This window comes from Sphingomicrobium sp. (assembly GCA_036563485.1).
GTDB lineage: Bacteria > Pseudomonadota > Alphaproteobacteria > Sphingomonadales > Sphingomonadaceae > Sphingomicrobium.
Map to the genome: position 1 here is coordinate 2274821 of DATCMI010000001.1, position 18241 is coordinate 2293061.

The 18241-nt window shown below is 65.6% G+C and carries 17 protein-coding genes; 6 read left to right on the plus strand and 11 right to left on the minus strand.

Annotation, left to right across the window (positions count from 1 at the left end):
* Positions 1 to 88 precede the first annotated feature (88 nt).
* The 7 genes from VIL42_11900 to dapA all read right to left on the minus strand — a co-directional run bounded on the left by VIL42_11900 (position 89) and on the right by dapA (position 7509).
* Positions 89 to 832, minus strand: a complete 744-nt coding sequence (locus VIL42_11900) for an alpha/beta hydrolase (protein HEY8593544.1) — start codon at positions 830 to 832, stop codon at positions 89 to 91.
* Between the two features lie 50 nt (positions 833 to 882).
* On the minus strand, positions 883 to 1071 hold the full coding sequence (locus VIL42_11905) for a hypothetical protein (protein ID HEY8593545.1): 189 nt from the start codon (positions 1069 to 1071) through the stop codon (positions 883 to 885).
* On the minus strand, positions 1068 to 3413 hold the full coding sequence (locus tag VIL42_11910; protein ID HEY8593546.1) for a response regulator: 2346 nt from the start codon (positions 3411 to 3413) through the stop codon (positions 1068 to 1070). The genes VIL42_11905 and VIL42_11910 overlap by 4 nt, the downstream gene beginning before the upstream one ends.
* 36 nt (positions 3414 to 3449) lie before the next feature.
* Complete coding sequence (locus tag VIL42_11915; protein ID HEY8593547.1) at positions 3450 to 5522, minus strand: M13 family metallopeptidase; 2073 nt, start codon at positions 5520 to 5522, stop codon at positions 3450 to 3452.
* 83 nt (positions 5523 to 5605) lie between these two features.
* On the minus strand, positions 5606 to 6151 hold the full coding sequence (locus tag VIL42_11920; GenBank protein HEY8593548.1) for a DUF2062 domain-containing protein: 546 nt from the start codon (positions 6149 to 6151) through the stop codon (positions 5606 to 5608).
* The gene (smpB, locus tag VIL42_11925) at positions 6144 to 6626 is read right to left on the minus strand and encodes an SsrA-binding protein SmpB (protein ID HEY8593549.1); all 483 of its coding nucleotides are present in this window, start codon (positions 6624 to 6626) and stop codon (positions 6144 to 6146) included. The genes VIL42_11920 and smpB overlap by 8 nt, the downstream gene beginning before the upstream one ends.
* A gap of 7 nt (positions 6627 to 6633) precedes the next feature.
* Entirely contained in the window at positions 6634 to 7509 is an 876-nt protein-coding gene (dapA, locus tag VIL42_11930) for a 4-hydroxy-tetrahydrodipicolinate synthase (GenBank protein HEY8593550.1), read from the minus strand.
* Positions 7510 to 7662: 153 nt separating this feature from the next.
* On the opposite strand from dapA, the gene VIL42_11935 reads away from it, so the two are divergent.
* Positions 7663 to 9561: a lytic transglycosylase domain-containing protein gene (locus tag VIL42_11935; protein HEY8593551.1), complete on the plus strand. Its 1899-nt coding sequence runs from the start codon at positions 7663 to 7665 to the stop codon at positions 9559 to 9561.
* A 12-nt stretch (positions 9562 to 9573) separates the two neighbouring features.
* Positions 9574 to 10062, plus strand: a complete 489-nt coding sequence (gene greB, locus VIL42_11940; protein HEY8593552.1) for a transcription elongation factor GreB — start codon at positions 9574 to 9576, stop codon at positions 10060 to 10062.
* On the opposite strand, the gene VIL42_11945 is transcribed toward greB, so the two are convergent.
* Together VIL42_11945 and aspS are read right to left on the minus strand one after the other, a co-directional pair.
* Entirely contained in the window at positions 10040 to 10801 is a 762-nt protein-coding gene (locus VIL42_11945) for a type II CAAX endopeptidase family protein (GenBank protein HEY8593553.1), read from the minus strand. The two genes, greB and VIL42_11945, sit on opposite strands and share 23 nt — an antisense overlap.
* Positions 10788 to 12608 carry an aspartate--tRNA ligase gene (gene aspS / locus VIL42_11950; GenBank protein ID HEY8593554.1) on the minus strand — a complete coding sequence of 607 codons (1821 nt, stop codon included), beginning with the start codon at positions 12606 to 12608 and terminating at the stop codon, positions 10788 to 10790. Before aspS ends, VIL42_11945 begins: the two co-directional genes overlap by 14 nt.
* Before the next feature lie 113 nt (positions 12609 to 12721).
* On the opposite strand from aspS, the gene rnd reads away from it, so the two are divergent.
* Positions 12722 to 13909, plus strand: a complete 1188-nt coding sequence (gene rnd / locus VIL42_11955; protein ID HEY8593555.1) for a ribonuclease D — start codon at positions 12722 to 12724, stop codon at positions 13907 to 13909.
* Positions 13902 to 14198 carry an I78 family peptidase inhibitor gene (locus VIL42_11960; protein HEY8593556.1) on the plus strand — a complete coding sequence of 99 codons (297 nt, stop codon included), beginning with the start codon at positions 13902 to 13904 and terminating at the stop codon, positions 14196 to 14198. The genes rnd and VIL42_11960 overlap by 8 nt, the downstream gene beginning before the upstream one ends.
* Here the strand turns inward: VIL42_11960 and VIL42_11965 are convergent.
* Both VIL42_11965 and VIL42_11970 read right to left on the minus strand, forming a co-directional pair.
* On the minus strand, positions 14195 to 14818 hold the full coding sequence (locus VIL42_11965; GenBank protein HEY8593557.1) for a DnaA/Hda family protein: 624 nt from the start codon (positions 14816 to 14818) through the stop codon (positions 14195 to 14197). The genes VIL42_11960 and VIL42_11965 overlap by 4 nt on opposite strands.
* Positions 14815 to 16137, minus strand: coding sequence for a heavy-metal-associated domain-containing protein (locus VIL42_11970; GenBank protein ID HEY8593558.1), 1323 nt, complete (start codon positions 16135 to 16137; stop codon positions 14815 to 14817). Before VIL42_11970 ends, VIL42_11965 begins: the two co-directional genes overlap by 4 nt.
* Before the next feature lie 64 nt (positions 16138 to 16201).
* Between VIL42_11970 and purM the strand changes: the two genes are divergently transcribed.
* Positions 16202 to 17293 carry a phosphoribosylformylglycinamidine cyclo-ligase gene (purM, locus tag VIL42_11975; GenBank protein HEY8593559.1) on the plus strand — a complete coding sequence of 364 codons (1092 nt, stop codon included), beginning with the start codon at positions 16202 to 16204 and terminating at the stop codon, positions 17291 to 17293.
* Positions 17286 to 18230 (plus strand): phosphoribosylglycinamide formyltransferase, encoded by a 945-nt coding sequence (gene purN / locus VIL42_11980; protein ID HEY8593560.1) that lies wholly within the window; start codon positions 17286 to 17288, stop codon positions 18228 to 18230. The genes purM and purN overlap by 8 nt, the downstream gene beginning before the upstream one ends.
* Positions 18231 to 18241: the final 11 nt, after the last annotated feature.

The window sequence follows — 18241 nt, forward strand, 5'->3', positions numbered from 1 at the left end:
ACTCTGAGCGATCGTTAATGTATCCCCCGCCCAGGGAATGATGTTTCTTTTCAGGAATATGGATGCCCGGCCCCACAGGGGCAAGGCCTCAGGCTCCGCAGGCGTCCAGCGCTTCGCGCATCGCGTGCTGGAAATCCGAGCGGAAGTAGATGTCATTGTGTCCGGTCCGCTTGATGGTGCGGTCGAACACAAGCCGGCGTACCTTCTTCCGCAACGCGTCTGTCCGCTCGGCGGGAATGAGTTCGTCCCGCTCCGCCGCCACGATCGCCACGGGGACGTCCGACTTTGCAAGCGGTTCCGCGGCATCGATTTCGTGAGAGAAGAACGGGCCGATCGGCAGCCACGGGTACATCGACTGGGCGACCGCCTTCAGAGAGTCGAACGGCGTCACCAGGATCACGCCGTCCAGGTCGCGCACAGCAGCAAGCTGGGCCGCAACGCCGGTGCCGATACTGAAGCCGACGGCGACCACCCGTGCGGGCTTGAGCCGTTTCACGACATAATCATAGACCAGCGGGGCGTCCGCGATCAGCGCCTCGGCCGACGGGGAGCCACCCGAGGGACGGTAACCGCGAAAGTGGAACACAACCACGTCATCTTCGGGATAGAGCTGATGCAGATATTCGGCGACATCCTGCGCATTCCACGCATTGCCGCCGAAGCCGAGGACGAGCGTCGGATCAGAACCGCGCTTGTCCGCCGGAATATGGACGCCGGCGAGCTCATGCCCATCGCCCGAACGCACTGACAGCGCTTCCGCGCCGCGCGGCAAGGGACCCGCCTTTGGAACGGCGTGGGTCGGGAAGATGAGGTGGCTCTGGAATTCAAACATGGCGAAGACGGCCGCGCATGCGGCAAAGCCAATGATTATGGAAGTGAGGCTTAGGCGGCGAACGCGGCGTCGATGGCCGGAGTCACCCGATCGACCGTGTACGGCTTCTCGATCACCGGCGCGTCGTTGAATTCGGGCGGCGGCGGATCGACGTGGCCGCCGGTCGCGATGACGAACGGCACGTTCTTCTCGCGAAGCTTGCTGGCGACCGGCCAGACATTCTCGCCTTTGAGGTTCACGTCGAGAATGGCTTGGGCAAGAAATTGACGTTCTCGATGTCGATCGACTTGCGCAGCTGCTCCTCGGCATATCCGGACATGAAGAGAATCTTGAGGTCCGGGCGATTTTTGCGCGCCTCGGCAACCATCGTCGGGCCGTCCATGCCCGGCATGACGACGTCGCTGATCAAAAGATCGATCTGCTCGCCAGCTGAAAGGATTTCCAGCGCGTCCTCGCCATTGTCCGCAGTCATCACCTTGTAGCCGTGGCGGGTGAGCGCCCGTTCGGCGACGGTCCGGACCATCGGTTCGTCCTCGACCAGCAGGACGGTGCCGCTACCCCACAGCTCATCCTTCTTGGCCTTCGGAGCGGCGCGGGATCGGCCGCTGCCCGACTGTTCGCGGTGCACGGGCAAATAGATGACGAAGCGCGTGCCCTCGCCGACCTTGGAGTCGGCGAAAATGAAGCCGCCCGACTGCTTGACGATCCCGTAGACGGTCGAAAGGCCGAGGCCCGTCCCCTTCCCCACTTCCTTGGTCGTGAAGAAGGGCTCGAAGATCTTGCCCAGCACATTGGGCGCAATGCCGGTGCCGGTGTCGGTTACCGACAAGGCGCTGTAGTCGGCGACGGGAAGGATATCCGACCCGAGTTCGGCGACCTGATCGGCGCGGACCGAATAGGTCTGGATCGTCAACGTACCGCCGCCCTTCGGCGCCATCGCGTCGCGCGCATTGACGGCGAGGTTGATGATCACCTGTTCGAGCTGGCCGGGGTCGGCACGGACTGGCCCAAGGTTGCGCCCGTGCTTCACCACCAGCTCGACGGTCTCGCCGAGCAGGCGCTTCAGCAGGTGAGAAACTTCGGATACGACGTCGGGCAGCTGAAGCACCTGCGGCCGAAGCGTCTGCTGGCGCGAGAAAGCGAGTAGCTGGCGTGTCAGGCCCGCGGCACGGTTCGAGTTCGACTTGATCTGCTGGATGTCGTCATAGTCGCTGTCGCCAGGCGTGTGACGCATCAGCATCAGGTCGCAGTGGCCGATGATGGCGGTCAGGATGTTGTTGAAGTCGTGCGCAACGCCGCCGGCGAGCTGGCCAACGACCTGCATCTTGGTCGCCTGCGCGACCTGGCGCTTGAGCTTCGCTTCCTCGCTATTGTCCTTGAGCAGCAGGAGCACCGCGGCATCCCCGAGCCCGCGCAAGCCGGCGATGGTGAGCGCGACCGGCTCGGTCGGCTGGCGTGACAGGCGAACCGCAAGATCGCCCGACATCGCCGGGCCCCGGGCATTGCGGCGCACAGCATCGGCAACCGCCGCTTTGTCTTCCTTGACCACCAGGTCGCCGGGGTAAACGGGCATCGCCGACCCGCTGATCCCCGCCGCTTGGCAGAAGGCGTTGTTCATCGTGAGGAAGCGGCCGTCACCGTCGACCAGGGCTAGGCCGATCGGCAGCATGTCGAGCAGGGCCTGGAGGTGCGACGAGCTCGACATCGGCAGGGTGTCGGGGCTGTCGAACAGGTAGAAGTTGCCGTAATCGCGCGCCGCCGGATTATCGAGCGGCAGCAAGACCGCGCGCAAGGGACGGCCACCTTCCCCTTCGGCAACCAGCAGGAAGTGCCCCTCTTCTTCCGACTCGACGATGAGGTCGGTCAGGCGGGGCTTGTCTCGCTCGGCCACGGCGCCGAGCGCGCGGGCTTCGAACAGCGAATTGGCAGCAAGCACCCGTCCTTCGGGGTCGACGAAGGCGGCGAGAACACCGGCGCGGGCGAGCAGCTGGCCGGCGGAGCCCGCGAGCCTGCTGGTGGCGACGGCGACCGGATCGGGCGGCGGCGGGCTGACGAAGCGCCACAGAAGCAGATCGCCGTTAAGCCCCGCGCGCTCGACTTCCACGGGGCTGCTGCCGCGCTCGGTCTCGATTCCGGCGACGCACCCGGCGCCGTCGCGCAAGGCCATGGCCTGGGCGAATTTGAGATCATCGCGGGCCTGGTCGCTCGCGGCCAGGTCGAGCGGTGTGCGTCCGGGACCGAACCGCTCGCGATAAGCGGCATTCACGAGCAGCAGCGAACCTTCGGCGTTGGTCAGCGCCACAGGGTCCGACGTCAGGCCGAGCGCGGAGCCGACCAGCGAATAATCCGGACCTGCCGCCAGAAGCTCGCTGCTTGCCGGGGGCGCGGGCGCCCGGCGATTGACGGCGAACGCGGCCGCGCAGCCCCCGACCGCAGCAAACAGCGCGACCCACGGCAGGCCGGCGAGCAGCAGCACTGCTGCAATCGTCAGCCCCGCCACGACCGCCAGGGCCGGCGCGAGCCAGCGTCCCCAGCCGTCGAGCGGGGTCGATTCGATCTCTGGTAGTTCCTGGTACAGCATGGGCTCTGATGCCCATGCTACCAGAAGCGCGTCATCCTACCAGATGCGGACGCGTTCGGCCGGCGCGAGATAGAGCTTCTGCCCCGGCTGGACGTTGAACGCCTGGTACCAGGGGTCGAGGTTGCGGACGACGGCGGCCCGCTGCTCCGACGGCGAGTGCGGGTCGGTGATCAGCCGCTGGCGAAGATTCGCCTCGCGGTAGTTACGCCGCCACACCTGGGCCCAGCCAAGGTAGAAGCGCTGGTCGCCCGTGGTCCCGTCGAGCACCGGCGCCGTTCCGCCTGCCAGCGAGTGCTTGTAGGCGTCATAGGCAACGGTCAGGCCGGCAAGATCGCCGATGTTTTCGCCCAGCGTGAAGTTGCCCTTCACGAACGCGCCGGGGAAGACCTCATATTTATCGTACTGGGCGGCCAGGGCCTTGCTGGCAGCTTCGAACGCCTTGAGATCGGCTGGAGTCCACCAGTCCCGAAGCTGACCGGTCTCGTCATATTTCGAGCCCTGGTCGTCAAAGTGGTGGCTGATCTCATGGCCGATGACGGCGCCAATGCCGCCATAGTTGATGGCCGGGTCGGCGGCTGGATCGAAGAAGGGCGGCTGGAGGATGGCCGCCGGAAAGACGATCTCGCTCATGCCGAAATTGGCATAAGCGTTGACCGTCATCGGAGTCATGCCCCACTCCCACTTGCGCACCGGCCCGCCGAGCTTCCCGAAATTATATTCGTGCTCGAACGTGTTCGCCCGCATCGCATTGCCGAGCAGGTCGTCGCGGCGGATGTCCAGCGCCGCATAGTCCCGCCACTGATCGGGGTAGCCGATCTTGGTCGTGAAGTTCGCAAGCTTGGCCCGAGCCCGAGCCTTCGTTTCCGGCGCCATCCACGTCAGATTGTCGATCCGCCGGCCCATCGCCGCGACCACGTTGCGGACAAGCTCGTCCGCCGCCGCCTTGGTCTCGGGCGGGAAGTAGCGCTGCACGTAGATTTTGCTGACTTCGTCGGACAGCGTGCCGGTAGTGAAGGAAACGGCGCGCTTCCAGCGGGCTTCCTGCTCTGGCGTTCCCGACAGCGTCGTGCCGTAGAAAGCGAAGCTCTCCTTGTCGAACGCCGACGGCAAATAAGCGGAATAGGAATCGAGCGACCGGACCAGCAGATGGTCCTTCAGCACCGAGATCGGCGCCTTCGCCACCTGCGCGGCGATGCCGGTGATCGCGCTCGGCTGCTGGACGATCAGGTCAGTGATGTTCGCGCCGCTGTCGCGGAAGTAGGTCGCGAAGTTGAAGCCCGGCGCCCGGCGCTGAAGCTCGGCGAGCGACATTTTGTTGTAGGTCTTCGTCGCATCGCGGCTTTCGACCTGCGTCCAGTGAGCGCGGGCAATCGCCGTTTCGAAAGCCATAATCGCCTTGGCGCGCGCCGCTGCATTCGGCTCGCCGGCAAGCGACAGGACGTTCGTCAGGTGCTGGAGATATTTGGCGCGAATGTCGGCAAGCTTCGGGTCCTTGCTCAGATAATAATCGCGGTCGGGCATACCGAGGCCGCTCTGGACAAGGTTCATCGAATATTGTGTGTTCGTCTTGTCATCGACGCCGACGTACGAGCCGACGACGGACGAGATACCGAGCCGGTTCGCGCGCGCAGACAGCGCCGCATAATCGCCCTTCCGCGACAGCGACTTGATGTCGTTCAGCCACGGCTGGAACGGCGTGAGACCCTTCGCCTGGACCGCCGCCTCGTCGAGGAAGCTGGAATAAGCAGCGCCGATCTTGCTGTTGGGGTCGTTGGCCGCAGCCTTCAGGATCTCCTGGGTCCGCTCGCGCGACAAATCGTCGAGCATGGTGAACATGCCGTAGTTCGACTTGTCCGACGGGATCTGGGTGGTCTTCGCCCAGGTGCCGTTCGCATATTGGTAAAAATTGTCGCCCGGCAGAACGGTCGTGTCCATGCCTGCCTTGTCGAAGCCGTAGGTGCCGAGCTGCGGGCCGGGCGCTGCCGGCGGAGCGACGGGGCCGACTGCCGCGTGCTCGGCCGCCGGAGCAACTGCAACGGGCGCCGGCGCCTGCGTCGCGCAACCTGCAAGCGCGGTCGACGCCAGAACGACGGTGAGAAGCTTACTCATTACAAATCCCCTCCAAGAAACAGGCGCGTCTTTTGTCTCGCCAAAATTCCCTGCGCAAGTGCGCCTAAAGGGGATTGAAGGCCTCACCGCCCGGCGTGGCGCTGGTCCCAGCGGCTGCGCGCCCAGACACGCCAGGCGAGCGATGCGACGCCGTAACCGACCAGCGCCGCCAGGGTAGCGATCGTGAGCACCCCCAGCGCGATCGGCCCCGATGCCTCGTGGATCCAGAACAGGAACCGGCCCAGCTCGCTTGAGAAGCGTTGAGTGGCCTCAGCGTCTACCAGCGGCGAGTCATAGCGCAGCTCCCACAGGCCGAGGCGGTAGGCCGCATAATAGATGGGCGGGATCGTCAAAGGATTGACCGCGAGGGTGAAGGCGGCGGCGATCGCGATGTTCGCGCGCGTCGGAATCGCCAGCAGTGCGGCAATCACCGTGTGCATGATCGGGATGAGGACGGCGACGAATAGCCCGACGGCGACGCCGCGCGGGACGGAACGCCGGGTCATACGCCACAAGGATGAATGACCGAGATATGGAGCGAACGGGCGCAGCAACCGATGGCTGTTGAGGCTCTCACGCGTCGGAATGTGGCGCTTCAGCCAGCGCCACCTGCCGCCCCGGTCAGCCATTATGGCGAAGCAGCCGCTGCTGCTCCCGCTTCCAGTCGCGCTCCTTCACCGTTTCGCGCTTATCGTGCACCTTCTTGCCTCGTGCGAGGGCCAGCTCGACCTTCGCGCGGCCGCGGCCGTTGAAATACATCGACAGCGGCACGAGGGTCAGGCCCTGGCGTGTGATCGCGCCCTGAAGCTTGGTGATTTCCCGCTGCTTCAGGAGCAGCTTTCGCGCCCGCCGCGGCTCGTGGTTGAGGCGGTTGCCGTGGCTATATTCCGGAATGTGGCTGTTGATCAGCCAAACCTCTTCACCGTCTACGGTCGCATAGCTCTCGGCGATCGATCCCTCCCCGCCGCGCAAGGATTTCACTTCCGTGCCGCTGAGCTGAATGCCGGCCTCGAACCGGTCCTCGATGAAATAGTCGAAGCGCGCGCGCCGGTTCTCGGCGACGACCTTCTGCTTGTCGAACGGCTGGACCGGCGGCTTGGACATGAGGCGCTTAAATCAGCCCCGCATGGTCGAGCGCCGCGTCGACCGCGCGCTTCGAGGCGTCAGAAGCCTCGACCAGCGGCAGGCGCAGCTCGGCAGGAAATCCGCTCCGGACGCGCGTCAGCGCATATTTGGTCGGCCCGGGCGAGGCGTCGGTGAAGAGCGCTGCGTGGAGCGGGTAAAGGCGGTCCTGCAGCTTCAGCGCATCGTCCCAGCGCCCTTCCCCCGTGGCTGCCTGGAACTCGGCGCAGAGCTTCGGCGCTACGTTGGCGCTGACGGAGATGCACCCGACGCCGCCCATGGCGTTGAAGCCCAAGGCCATGTCGTCGTTGCCGCTGAGCTGGATGAAACCTTCGCCGCATTCGAGCCGCTGGGCCGTGACTCGCCCGAGGTTCCCGGTTGCATCCTTTACGGCAACAATCTTCTCGTGCCTGGCAACGGTGGCCAGCGTTTCCACCGAAATGTCGGCCACCGTCCGCGATGGGACGTTGTAGACGACGATCGGGATCGGCGACGCGTCCGCAATCGCCAGGAAATGCGCGGCAAGCCCGGCCTGGCTTGGCTTGTTGTAATAAGGGACTACCACGAGTGCGGCATCGGCGCCGAGGTCGGCTGCCGTCTTCGCGCGTTCGATAGAGGCCGCCGTCGAATAGGTGCCGCAGCCGGCGATGACCGGCACCCTCCCCGCCGCCGTGCGCACCGTGATTTCGATGACCTTGCGATGTTCGTCGGCGGTCAGCGTGGCGACCTCGCCCGTCGTCCCGCACGGCACCAGGCCGTTCGTCCCCTCGGCGATCTGCCAGTCGACGAACTCGGCCAATGTGTCTTCAGCGACACGGCCACCGGAAAAGGGGGTCACAAGCGCCGGAATCGAGCCGAAAAACATGAACTTGCCTCCGGTTTGGGAGTTGGGGAACGAGCGAGGGGCCGGCGTTCAGGGCCTGATAAGGAGCGGGACACCATTATGTCCAGCATGTGGCGTGCTGTCCTGTTTTTGCCGGTTCTGCTGGCGCCCGCAGCGTCGACATCGGCGCAGTCCATGGTTCAGCCCGGCTATTCTGCTGCTCCCCCCACGGCTTATGCCGCGCCCAGCGTCGCTTATGCGCTCAATCAGTGGCGCCAGTTGCGGCAGAGCAGCGGATATAGGTTCGCCGACTATGCGAACTTCCTGATCGTCAATCCCGATTGGCCGGACGCCGCCAAGATGCGCGCATGGGCCGAAAAGGCGATGCGCCCGGGCGAGAACGGCGCGACGGTCATGGCCTTCTTCGCGAAGGAGAAGCCGGCGACCGGCAACGGTTGGGCCCGGCTTGCCGAGGCCTATGCTGCCGCCGGTCAGGGGGGCCAGGCCTTCGAGGCTGCCCGACGCGCCTGGGGTTCGGCAGACCTGGATAGCACCGACGAACAGGCGATCTGGGCCCGCTACGGCCAGAGCTTCTCACGCGCGGACCATGACAAGCGCGTCGATGCGCTGTTGTTCGCGAAAAAGCCGGACACTGCCGCGCGCTTCGTCGCCCTTGCGAGCCCGGAGCGGCAGGCGTCTTTCGGTGCGCGAGTGGCCATGCTTCAGAACGGCACCGATGCCGAAGCGCGCTACCGCGCAGTCATCGCTCATGTGACGCGAGACGCCGGCCTGATGATGGACCGGGCGAGGTATCTCCGCGCTCAGAACTTCAGTGCCGCGGCGCAGACGCTCGCTGCCCGCGATCATCAGTTCGTGTACAAGCCCGCCGATCCGGAGCGCTTCTATGAAATGATGCTACTGCTGGCGCAGGACGCCGCGGACGCAAGGCAGTGGCAGACCGTCTACAACATCACTCGCCAGATCGACGACGTGCTCCCCGCGGGCGCATCGGTGGCCGATCAGCCGCTGGGCGTGCGCGACGAATATACCAGCCTGGCCTGGCTCGGTGGGATCACCGCACTCGACCGGATGCACCAGCCGGCGCGCGCTGTCGCTCTCTTCGACCGGTACGCCCGCGGCGGCCGCTCGCTTCAGGTCCAAACCAAGGGCGATTATTGGGCCGGCCGTGCCGCCGCGCGCGCGAACAACATGCAGGCGGCCAACAGCTACTTCCAGCGCGCCGCCGGCCATCCGGATCTGTTCTACGGCCAGCTCGCGCTGGAGCGGCTCGGCCGGGCCGTGCCGGTGCCGGCGGCAGCGATGCCCCAATATTCGACCACTTCGGTCCAGCGGGCGGCCTTCTCCAACCGTCGCCTGGTTCAGGCGCTGAGGCTGCTCGGGCAGCAGGGCCGCTCCAGCGAACAGGCGCTGTTCGTGCAGGCGCTCGGGCGAGCGCTCGACAATGACGCCGACCGGATGCTCGCGCTCGAGCTCGCGCAGCAACTCGGGCGGCAGGACATCCCGGTGTGGGTCGCACGGCAGGCCCGGATCAAGGGGTCGAGCTTCTACTATCGACAGGCCTATCCGACCCTGAACGCTTCAGTGTCGGGCAGCATCTGGCCCCTCGCGCACGGGATCAGCCGCCAGGAAAGCTCGTTCGATCCATATGCGGTCAGTCATGCGGGCGCCCGCGGCATCATGCAGCTGATGCCCGGCACCGCCCGCGAGCAGGCAGGCAAAATGGGGCTTGGCTATGACGGCTCGCGGCTCCTCACTGACCCCAGCTATAACGTGACGCTGGGCTCCGCCTACATCCAGCGCATGCTTAACATTTGGGACGGCAACGTGCCCATGGCGGTGGCGAGCTACAACGCCGGCTCCGGCAACGTCAGCAAATGGGTGCGCCGTTACGGCGACCCGCGCGGTGCCGTCGACGTCGTCGGGTGGATCGAGGCGATCCCGTTCCTGGAGACGCGCGGCTATGTGCAGCGCGTGGTCGAAAATAGCGTCGTCTATGACGCCATGCGCACCGGCCAGCCGCAGCAGACGTCGATGCACGTGTCGCGCTATCTTGGGAAGAACCGCCCCGGCTGATAGCAGGCGGGCATGGCCGGTCCCCCGCCCCGTTTCATCACGCCGCAAGGGTTCGCGCGCATTCGCGCCGAATATGACGAACTGTTCTCGACCGAACGGCCGAAGCTGGTCGAAACGATCAGCTGGGCCGCGGCCAATGGCGACCGATCTGAAAACGGCGATTACATCTACGGCCGCAAACGCCTGCGCGAGATCGACCGGCGTCTCGGCTATCTCGCCAAGGTGATGAAACAGGCGAAGGTCGTGGACCCGAGCTCGCAGTCGACCGACCAGGTGCGGTTCGGCGCGACGGTCGAACTGGCTGACGAGGACGACAACCGCCGCACCCTGACGATTGTCGGGGACGACGAAGCCGACGCGTCGGCGGGCCGGATTGGGTGGAGCGCTCCGCTCACTCGCGCGCTTGTCGGCGCCCGCATCGGCGACGAACGGGTCGTGCGCTTGCCCGCAGGCGAGAAAAGCTACGAGGTGATGGCGATCAGCTATCCCGGCGGCGCTTAGGGATCGCGAGCAGCAGGCCCGCGATAAGCAGATGAATTGCCGCCGTTTCGAGCCGGAACGCGTCGGTTCCGCTAATGTCCAGCGGCACGAGTGCGGCGCCGCCGTTCCAGCCGAGGTGGAGGCCGAACGCGGCCCACAGGGAATTCAGGCGCCACGCTGCAAGTGCATAAGCGATCCCCATGCAAAACAGGCGGACCTGTTCGGTAACTCCCCAGTCGAAGCGCCAGACATGGTTGAGCATGAACATCAAAGCGCTGATGCTGACGAGCAGCCACGCGGGGCGCGCCCCCCGTGCCGCAAAAAGCGGAAAGCCCCGGGTCAGGATGTCCTCGGCCAAGGCGGGAATCGCGCCGATCGCGAGCGCCATTGAGAAGCTTCCGAGCAAACTGCCCGCCGTGCCGGCCGCGTCGTCAGTCGCAATGCCGCTTGCGACGGCAAGAGCCCCTGCGGCGAAGCGGCAGGCGGTCGCCAGGAGAAGGCCCGCAAGGATGATCGGCAACGTCGATCGATCGAAGCTCAGCCCGAACGGGTCGGGAAGCGACCGCCGCGCCAGCCACCAGGACGCCAGGAAGGCCACCAGCAGCGACATCGCCATGAGAGTGGGACCCAAAGGTCCGCCGAACTCGAAACGCTCCTGGAGCCCCACCGCGGCTTGATAGGGAATCCAGACAGCAAGGAACGCGCACGCCAGCACGCCCCAGGCAGGCCGCGCGGCGCCCGAAGCCTTATTCCTGTGCAACCGCCTTCGCCGGGTTCGCTGCAGCAGGTTGGGCCGTCTCGCCCACGACCTTGATGTGCAGCTCCTTCAGCTGCTTGGCCGTGACGGCCGACGGCGCGTTCATCATCAGGTCCTCGGCCTTCTGGTTCATCGGGAAGAGGATGACTTCACGAATGTTCGGCTCGTCGGCGAGGAGCATGACGATACGGTCTATGCCCGGCGCCGAACCGCCGTGGGGCGGAGCGCCGAACTTGAAGGCGTTGATCATGCCCGAAAAATTGGTGTCGACGTCCTGCTGCGAGTAGCCGGCGATCTCGAACGCCTTGTACATGATGTCCGGCCGGTGGTTCCGGATCGCGCCCGAGCTCAACTCGATGCCGTTGCAGACGATGTCATATTGCCAGGCGAGGATGTCGAGCGGGTCCTTGCTCTCCAGCGCTTCCATCCCGCCCTGCGGCATCGAGAATGGATTGTGGCTGAAGTCGACCTTCTTCGCGTCCTCGTCATATTCGTACATCGGAAAGTCGACGATCCAGCAGAAGCGGAACGCACCCTGCTCGATGAGGCCGAGCTGCTCGGCAACGCGGGTGCGCGCGGCGCCCGCGAGCTTCGCTGCTTCGATTTCCTTGCCCGCCGCGAAGAAGATGCCGTCGTCGGGACCAAGGCCCATCGCTTCGGCAATGCGGTTCATACCCTCTTCGCCGTGGTTCTTGGCGATCGGCCCGCCCCATTCGCCACCCTTGCGCGTCGCATAGCCGAGGCCTGCATAGCCCTCGCCGCGAGCCCATTCGTTCATGTCGTCGAAGAACTTGCGGCTCTTCTCTGCCGTGGCGGGTGCCGGGACGGCGCGCACGACCATGCCCTTGTCGACCAAGCCGGCGAACAGGCCGAAGCCGGAACCGCGGAACTGATCGGTGACGTCGGTGATCAGCAGCGGATTGCGAAGGTCGGGCTTGTCGCTGCCATATTTCAGCAGCGCTTCCTTGTACGGGATGCGCGGATATTCACCGGCGGGCGTGACGGTCATCCCGTTCGCGAATTCCTGGAACACGCCTGACAGCACGGGCTCGATCGCCGCGAAGACATCGTCCTGGGTGACGAAGCTCATTTCAAAATCGAGCTGGTAGAATTCGCCGGGGCTGCGGTCCGCACGCGCGTCTTCGTCCCGGAAGCAGGGCGCGATCTGGAAATAGCGGTCGAAGCCCGCCACCATGATCAGCTGCTTGAACATCTGCGGCGCCTGCGGAAGCGCGTAGAACTTGCCTGGATGGACACGGCTCGGGACGAGATAGTCGCGGGCGCCCTCGGGCGAGCTGGCGGTGAGGATCGGCGTCTGGAACTCGGTGAAGCCCTGGTCGATCATCCGGCGGCGGATCGACGCGATCACCGCCGAGCGGAGCATGATGTTCGCGTGAACCTTCTCGCGGCGCAGGTCGAGGTAGCGGTTCTTGAGGCGGATCTCCTCAGGATATTCGGCATCGCCGGCGACCGGCATCGGCAGCTCGGCGGCCTGCGACTGGATCTCTACCCCTCGGGCGAACACTTCGATGTCGCCGGTCGCGAGGTTGGCGTTGGTGGTCCCCGTCGCGCGCGCCTTTACCGTTCCGTCGATGGTGACGACCGACTCGACCCGCAGCTTGTCGAGCACCGGAAGCGCCGGACTGTCGGTATCGGCGACGATCTGCGTGATGCCATAATGGTCGCGCAGGTCGATGAAGAGCACGCCGCCATGGTCCCGCTTGCGGTGGATCCAGCCCGAAAGCCTGACGGTCTCACCGACGTCGCTATCGCGAAGCTCGGCGCAAGTATGGGTACGATAGGCGTGCATGAGGGACTTGGGCCTTCTGGTTCCGTGATGGGCGGGAAAACGCGCGCCGCGCTTCACGTGCCACTCTCTTTTTGTCAACCCGACAGGGCGCGGCTATGGGCTCGCCCAGAACCATGCATATCCATCCCCTGATTACAAAATCCGACGACCTCAAGGCTCTCGTCGACCGGCTCTCCACCCATGATTTCATCGCCGTGGACACCGAGTTCATGCGCGAGAATACCTATTGGCCGGAGCTGTGCCTGATCCAGGTCGCCAGCATCGACGAGGCGGCCGCGGTCGACCCGATGGCCGACGGCCTCGATCTTAAGCCGCTGCTCGACCTGTTCGTCGAGAATGCGGAGGTCCTGAAGGTCTTCCATGCCGGCGGCCAGGACCTCGAGATCATCCACAATCTCACGGGCAAGGTCCCCCACCCTTTGTTCGACACGCAGATCGCGGCCATGGCACTCGGCCATGGCGAGCAGATCGGCTATTCGAACCTGATCGAAAGCCTGCTCGGCCACAGCCTCGACAAGGGCGCGCGCTTCACCGACTGGAGCCGCAGGCCGCTCGACAAGCGCCAGATCGACTATGCCATCGCCGACGTCACCCACCTCGCGGCCGTGTTCCCGCGGATGGTGGAGAAATTGCGCCGGAGCGGGCGCGGCGCCTGGCTCGACGAGGAGATGGAGCGGCTCGCCGACCCATCGAGCTTCGCCTTCCCGCCCAGCGATGCGTGGAAGCGGCTGAAACTGCCGAGCCGAAACCCGACAGTGCTGGGGCGGCTGAAGGCCGTCGCAGCCTGGCGCGAAACCGAAGCGCGGTCGAAGAACCTGCCGCGCGGACGCATCATCAAGGATGACACGCTGAACGAAATCGTTCTCCACCCGCCCAAGACCCAGGACGATTTGGGACGGGTGCGCGGGCTTTCGGCCGGCTGGAAGAACAATGACATCGGCAGCCGTCTCATGGCGGCGGTTGAAGGTGCCAAGCCGCTGTCGAACGACGAAATGCCGGATCGAGAGCCCAAGCGCCCCGGGCTTACCAAAGATGCCGCGCTGGTCAGCGACCTTCTGAAGCTCCTGTTGAAGATCCGCGCGAAGGAGACGGGTGTCGCTGCGCGCTTGATCGCCCGGTCAGACGACCTCGAGGCGCTTGCCGCGGGCGTACGCAAGAACCTGAACATCCTCAATGGCTGGCGGTTCGAGCAATTCGGCAAGGACGCACTCGACCTCGTCGAGGGCCGCCTCGCCTTTGCGATCGAGAATGGAAAGCTCAAGATGAGCCGGGTGCGCGATGAAGAGGTGGTCGATGCGTAAGCTGCCGCTACTGCTGCTGTCCGGCGTCGCCACCGGATGCGCCACTGTACCTGCCGAGCCGCAGGTCCGCGGAGAGACGCCGGGGCGCACCTGCAGCAGCGATGGGGCAGCTCAGTTCGTCGGCCAGCTTGCGTCGCAGGAGAGCGGCACCGCGATCCTTCGCGCCACCAATGCGGCCAAGCTGCGCTGGGCGCCTCCGGGCGTGATGCTGACCATGGACTTCCGCGCCGACCGGGTGACTGTCAGGACCGGCCCCGACGGAAAGATCACCGCCGTCAACTGCGGCTAGGCCGCTTCCCCGATCATTCCGGCCTCGGCGAGCGCTCGTCGGACCGTCGGCAGTGAGAGCCGCGCCCGTTCGGCAATCGCATAGCGGTCGATCGCCTCGACCGCGCGCTCGGCCGTCCAATAATCGCGGTGGAGCCGCTCGCGCATGAAGCGGAGCGCGTCGGCCGGAACGTAAAGACCCCGGTCTGAGAACTGAAGCTGGATCAGGGCGGCGAACAACCGGTCGTCAGGCAGGCTGATCCGGGCCACGGGCGTGACCGCGAGGCGCGTCTTCAGGTCCGGCAGCGCCGGCGCCCATGCCGGGGGGGCTTGGTCCGCGATCAGCACGACGGGGCGGCCGCTGTCCTGGGCCTGGTTCCAGGCGTGGAACAGCTCTTCCTCATCCCGCTGCTCGGCATCGTCGAACAATCGGCCGCCCACGCGCTCGACGAAGCTCCGCGCCAGCAAGGTGCGTCCGGACCGGCGCGGCCCGGTGAGGATCGTCGCCTTGACCGGCCACAGGCTCCACTTGCGAAAATGCTCGAAGGCGTCGCTGTTTGCGTCCGAGACGATGAAGCGAGCGTCGCCTTCGCTTTGGGGCCAGTCGAGCGGGAGCGCGATCTGGTCCGGCCCCTGCTTCACTGGCGAGTGCCCGTCTGGTTCGTCACCGGCGAGGCGGGCTGCGTAGGCTGAGGCGGCGGCGGCGCTTGCGGCTGCGGCTGCGAAGGCGGCGGAGGCAATGCGGGGGGACGGTCGCTTCCCGAGCGGATGGTGATCACCGTTCCGGACGCATCGACGATCCACCCGCGGGCGCGGAGCGAGGACACGAGCTGGCCGACATCTCCCTTGTAGGAGATGAGAACGTAGCTGGTGCCGCCGGGGTTGATCTGCTGCGGGCTAGCCGATTCGACGCCACCGACCGTGCGCAGGTGCGCCATCGCGAAATTGTAGACGGTGACGTCCCTGCCGCTGATCTGCACCTGGAACGCGCGGGCCGTTTCGACTGGCTTTACGCCCGCGGTTGGCTTCTCGACCTCGGTCTCCAGCTCGGGAATGACCGGCGGCGGCGGCAGGTTGAGTGACGGATCGCGCGTCAACTCGCCGGCCACGAGAGCGCGCGTGAAGAGCGCGTCCAGCCGCTGCACCCCTTCAGCCAGCATTCTTTGCAGCGCCTCGCTGTTCGACGCGGTCAAGGTGAAGCCGCCGACAATCTCGCCATCCGGACCGTGACGGCCGATGAACCGCGCCCGCGCCGGCCCGCCCGGATAAGCGCGCTGAAGCTGCACTTCGGCAACCAGCACGTCCTGCGCGCCGTACATGTCGAGGAGCGCGCGCCACCAGCCCCGGCCGGGGCGGCTCGTTTGCGCGGCATTGATCAGCAGCGGGTCCGCTCCGAGCCCGCTCACGCGGACATAGCTGATCGGGCTTCCGGCGGTACGGAATTCCGCCCAGGCGCGCTGCCATTGGTTGCGATATTCGACGCTGGTTTGGGTGCCGCCGGAAACCATCACCGGGAACAGCAGCATCGGGACCGAGCGTTCGGCGACCTCGCTGCCGCCCATGCCCAGCAGCCCAGCAGCCTTTGCGCGATCGAATTCGACGGTCAGGTCGGCGATGTAGCGGTTGGGCCCGATCTCCTCATTGTCGACGTTGATCGAGCTGACGATCTGGTCGAGCGTGCTGTCGGGAGGCAGCGGCGCTTGGTTGGCCGGCGCATTGTGCGCCTTCGCCCAAAGCGCGCGGAAGCCCAACCGCTGCGCCATCCGCCACCCGTTCAGCCGCGCCGTGTCCGAATCTTCTGCGGTCACATCGACATGCACGCCGGAGACCTGCAGCGTATTGGAGGTGTCGAGCGGCAGGATGCCGCGATCGCCGGTTTCAAGCTGCGCGTAAACGGCCGCACCGATCCCGGCGGCGGCAAGCAACAGCAAAATAGGCAGGAGAAGACGGCGGCGGAGCATTCGCGAGGTCTTTTGGCGACAACGGCGTGGAAATCCAAGCGGCTTGTCTCTAGTGCCCGCGCCAATGAGCGAAAAGCCACTGACCTACGCCGAGGCCGGCGTGTCGATCGAGGCCGGCAACGCGCTGGTAAAAACGATCGGTCCCCTCGCCCGCTCCACCGCGCGCCCTGGTGCCGATGCCGAGCTCGGCGGCTTTGGCGGCTTTTTCGATCTCAAGGCTGCCGGCTATAGCGACGCGCTGCTGGTGGCCGCCAACGACGGCGTCGGCACCAAGCTCAAGCTCGCCATTGAGAGTGGGCGGCACGAGGGGGTCGGCATCGATCTCGTCGCCATGTGCGCCAACGATCTCGTCGTCCAGGGTGCGGAGCCGCTGTTCTTCCTGGATTATTATGCAACCGGGAAGCTCGACAATGACGTGGCCGCCTCGGTCGTTGCCTCGATTGCCGAAGGCTGCCGCCGCGCGGGCTGCGCGCTGATCGGCGGCGAAACGGCGGAGATGCCGGGCATGTATGCCGATGGCGACTACGATCTTGCTGGCTTCTGCGTCGGCGCCGTGGACCGCGACAAGGTGCTGACCGGCAGCGACATCGCGCCCGGTGACGTCATCCTGGGGCTGGCCAGCTCCGGCGTGCACAGCAACGGCTTCTCGCTCGTCCGACGCATTATCGAGCAGGAGAAGTGGAACCTGGACGAGCGGCTGCCCGCGCAAGGCGACCGCCTTCTCGGCGAGGTCCTGCTGGAGCCCACCCGTATCTATGTCCGATCGTTGCTCCCTGCCGTCCAGCAAGGCCGAATCAAGGGCCTTGCACATATCACCGGCGGCGGACTTCTCGAGAATATTCCGCGGGTTCTGCCGGAAGGCTGCCACGCCTTCGTAGACGCGGACCGCTCGCCCTTGCCGGCAATCTTCGCCTTGCTCCAGGCGGGCGGCCGCATAGCGGCTGACGAAATGGCGCGCACCTTCAACTGCGGGATCGGCATGGCCGTGATCGTGGCACCGGCCGAGGTTGCTCACGTCACCCAGACTTTGAAAGGCGCTGGAGAGCAGGTTTTCGAAATCGGGCGGATCGAGGCGGGCCAGCGTGGCTGCACTGTGGCGGGACGCGCCGGCGCCTGGAATGCCGCAGATGCCTGGTCGACAACCCATCATGCCTGAACGCAGCCGCGTCGCCGTCCTGATTTCGGGGCGCGGGTCGAACATGGCAGCGCTCATCTATGCCGCCCGCGCCGACGATTGCCCTTACGAGGTGGTGCTGGTCACCGGTGATAGGGCGGACGCGCCCGGCCTCACCCTTGCAGAAGCCGAAGGCGTGGAAGTCGTCCGGCTATCTGCTACGGACAAGGAGGCATTCTTCTCCGATCTTCAATTGGCGCTGGAGGCCGCCAGCGTCGATCTTATAGCCCTTGCCGGGTTCATGCGCATCATCCCCGCCGATTTTCTTGAGCGCTGGTCGGGGAAGATCCTCAACATCCACCCCTCACTGCTGCCGAAGTACAGGGGGCTCGGAACCCACGAGGCCTGCCTCACGGCCGGCGACCGGGTCACGGGAGCGACCGTTCACCTCGTCACGCCGGAGCTGGATTCGGGAGAGGTGCTGGGCCAGGTCGAGGTCGCGGTGCTTCCTGGCGACACCGCCGAAACGCTCGCGGAGCGGGTCCTCATTGCCGAGCACCAATTATACCCGCGAATTCTCGCGCAATATGCGGCTCGACCGTTCGACGCCGGCTGGATCGAATCTCAGGTCGACGAACTCGCACGCGAGCTGCCCGAGGTCTGTCGCAAGAGCAGCCACGGCTCTCCCGGGTGGGCTGTCGGCGGCGAAAAGGGCAAGCTTTTCGCGATCATCGCCGACCACCATCATGGCGAAGACGCGATTGGCCTGCTCGTCCGCTCGAGCGGAAGCGACGAGATGCACGGGCTGATCGAGGCCCAGCCGGATGTCTATTATTGGCCGAAATATTATGGGGCCAGCGGCTGGCTCGGGATCAAGCTCAACCGCCGAGACGTCGATTGGACGCACGTCGGCGATTGGCTTAGCCGCAGCTGGGAAGCCTCCGCGCCGCGCCGGCTCCTGGAAGCCGGCGGGCGCTAAGGCGAAGTTTA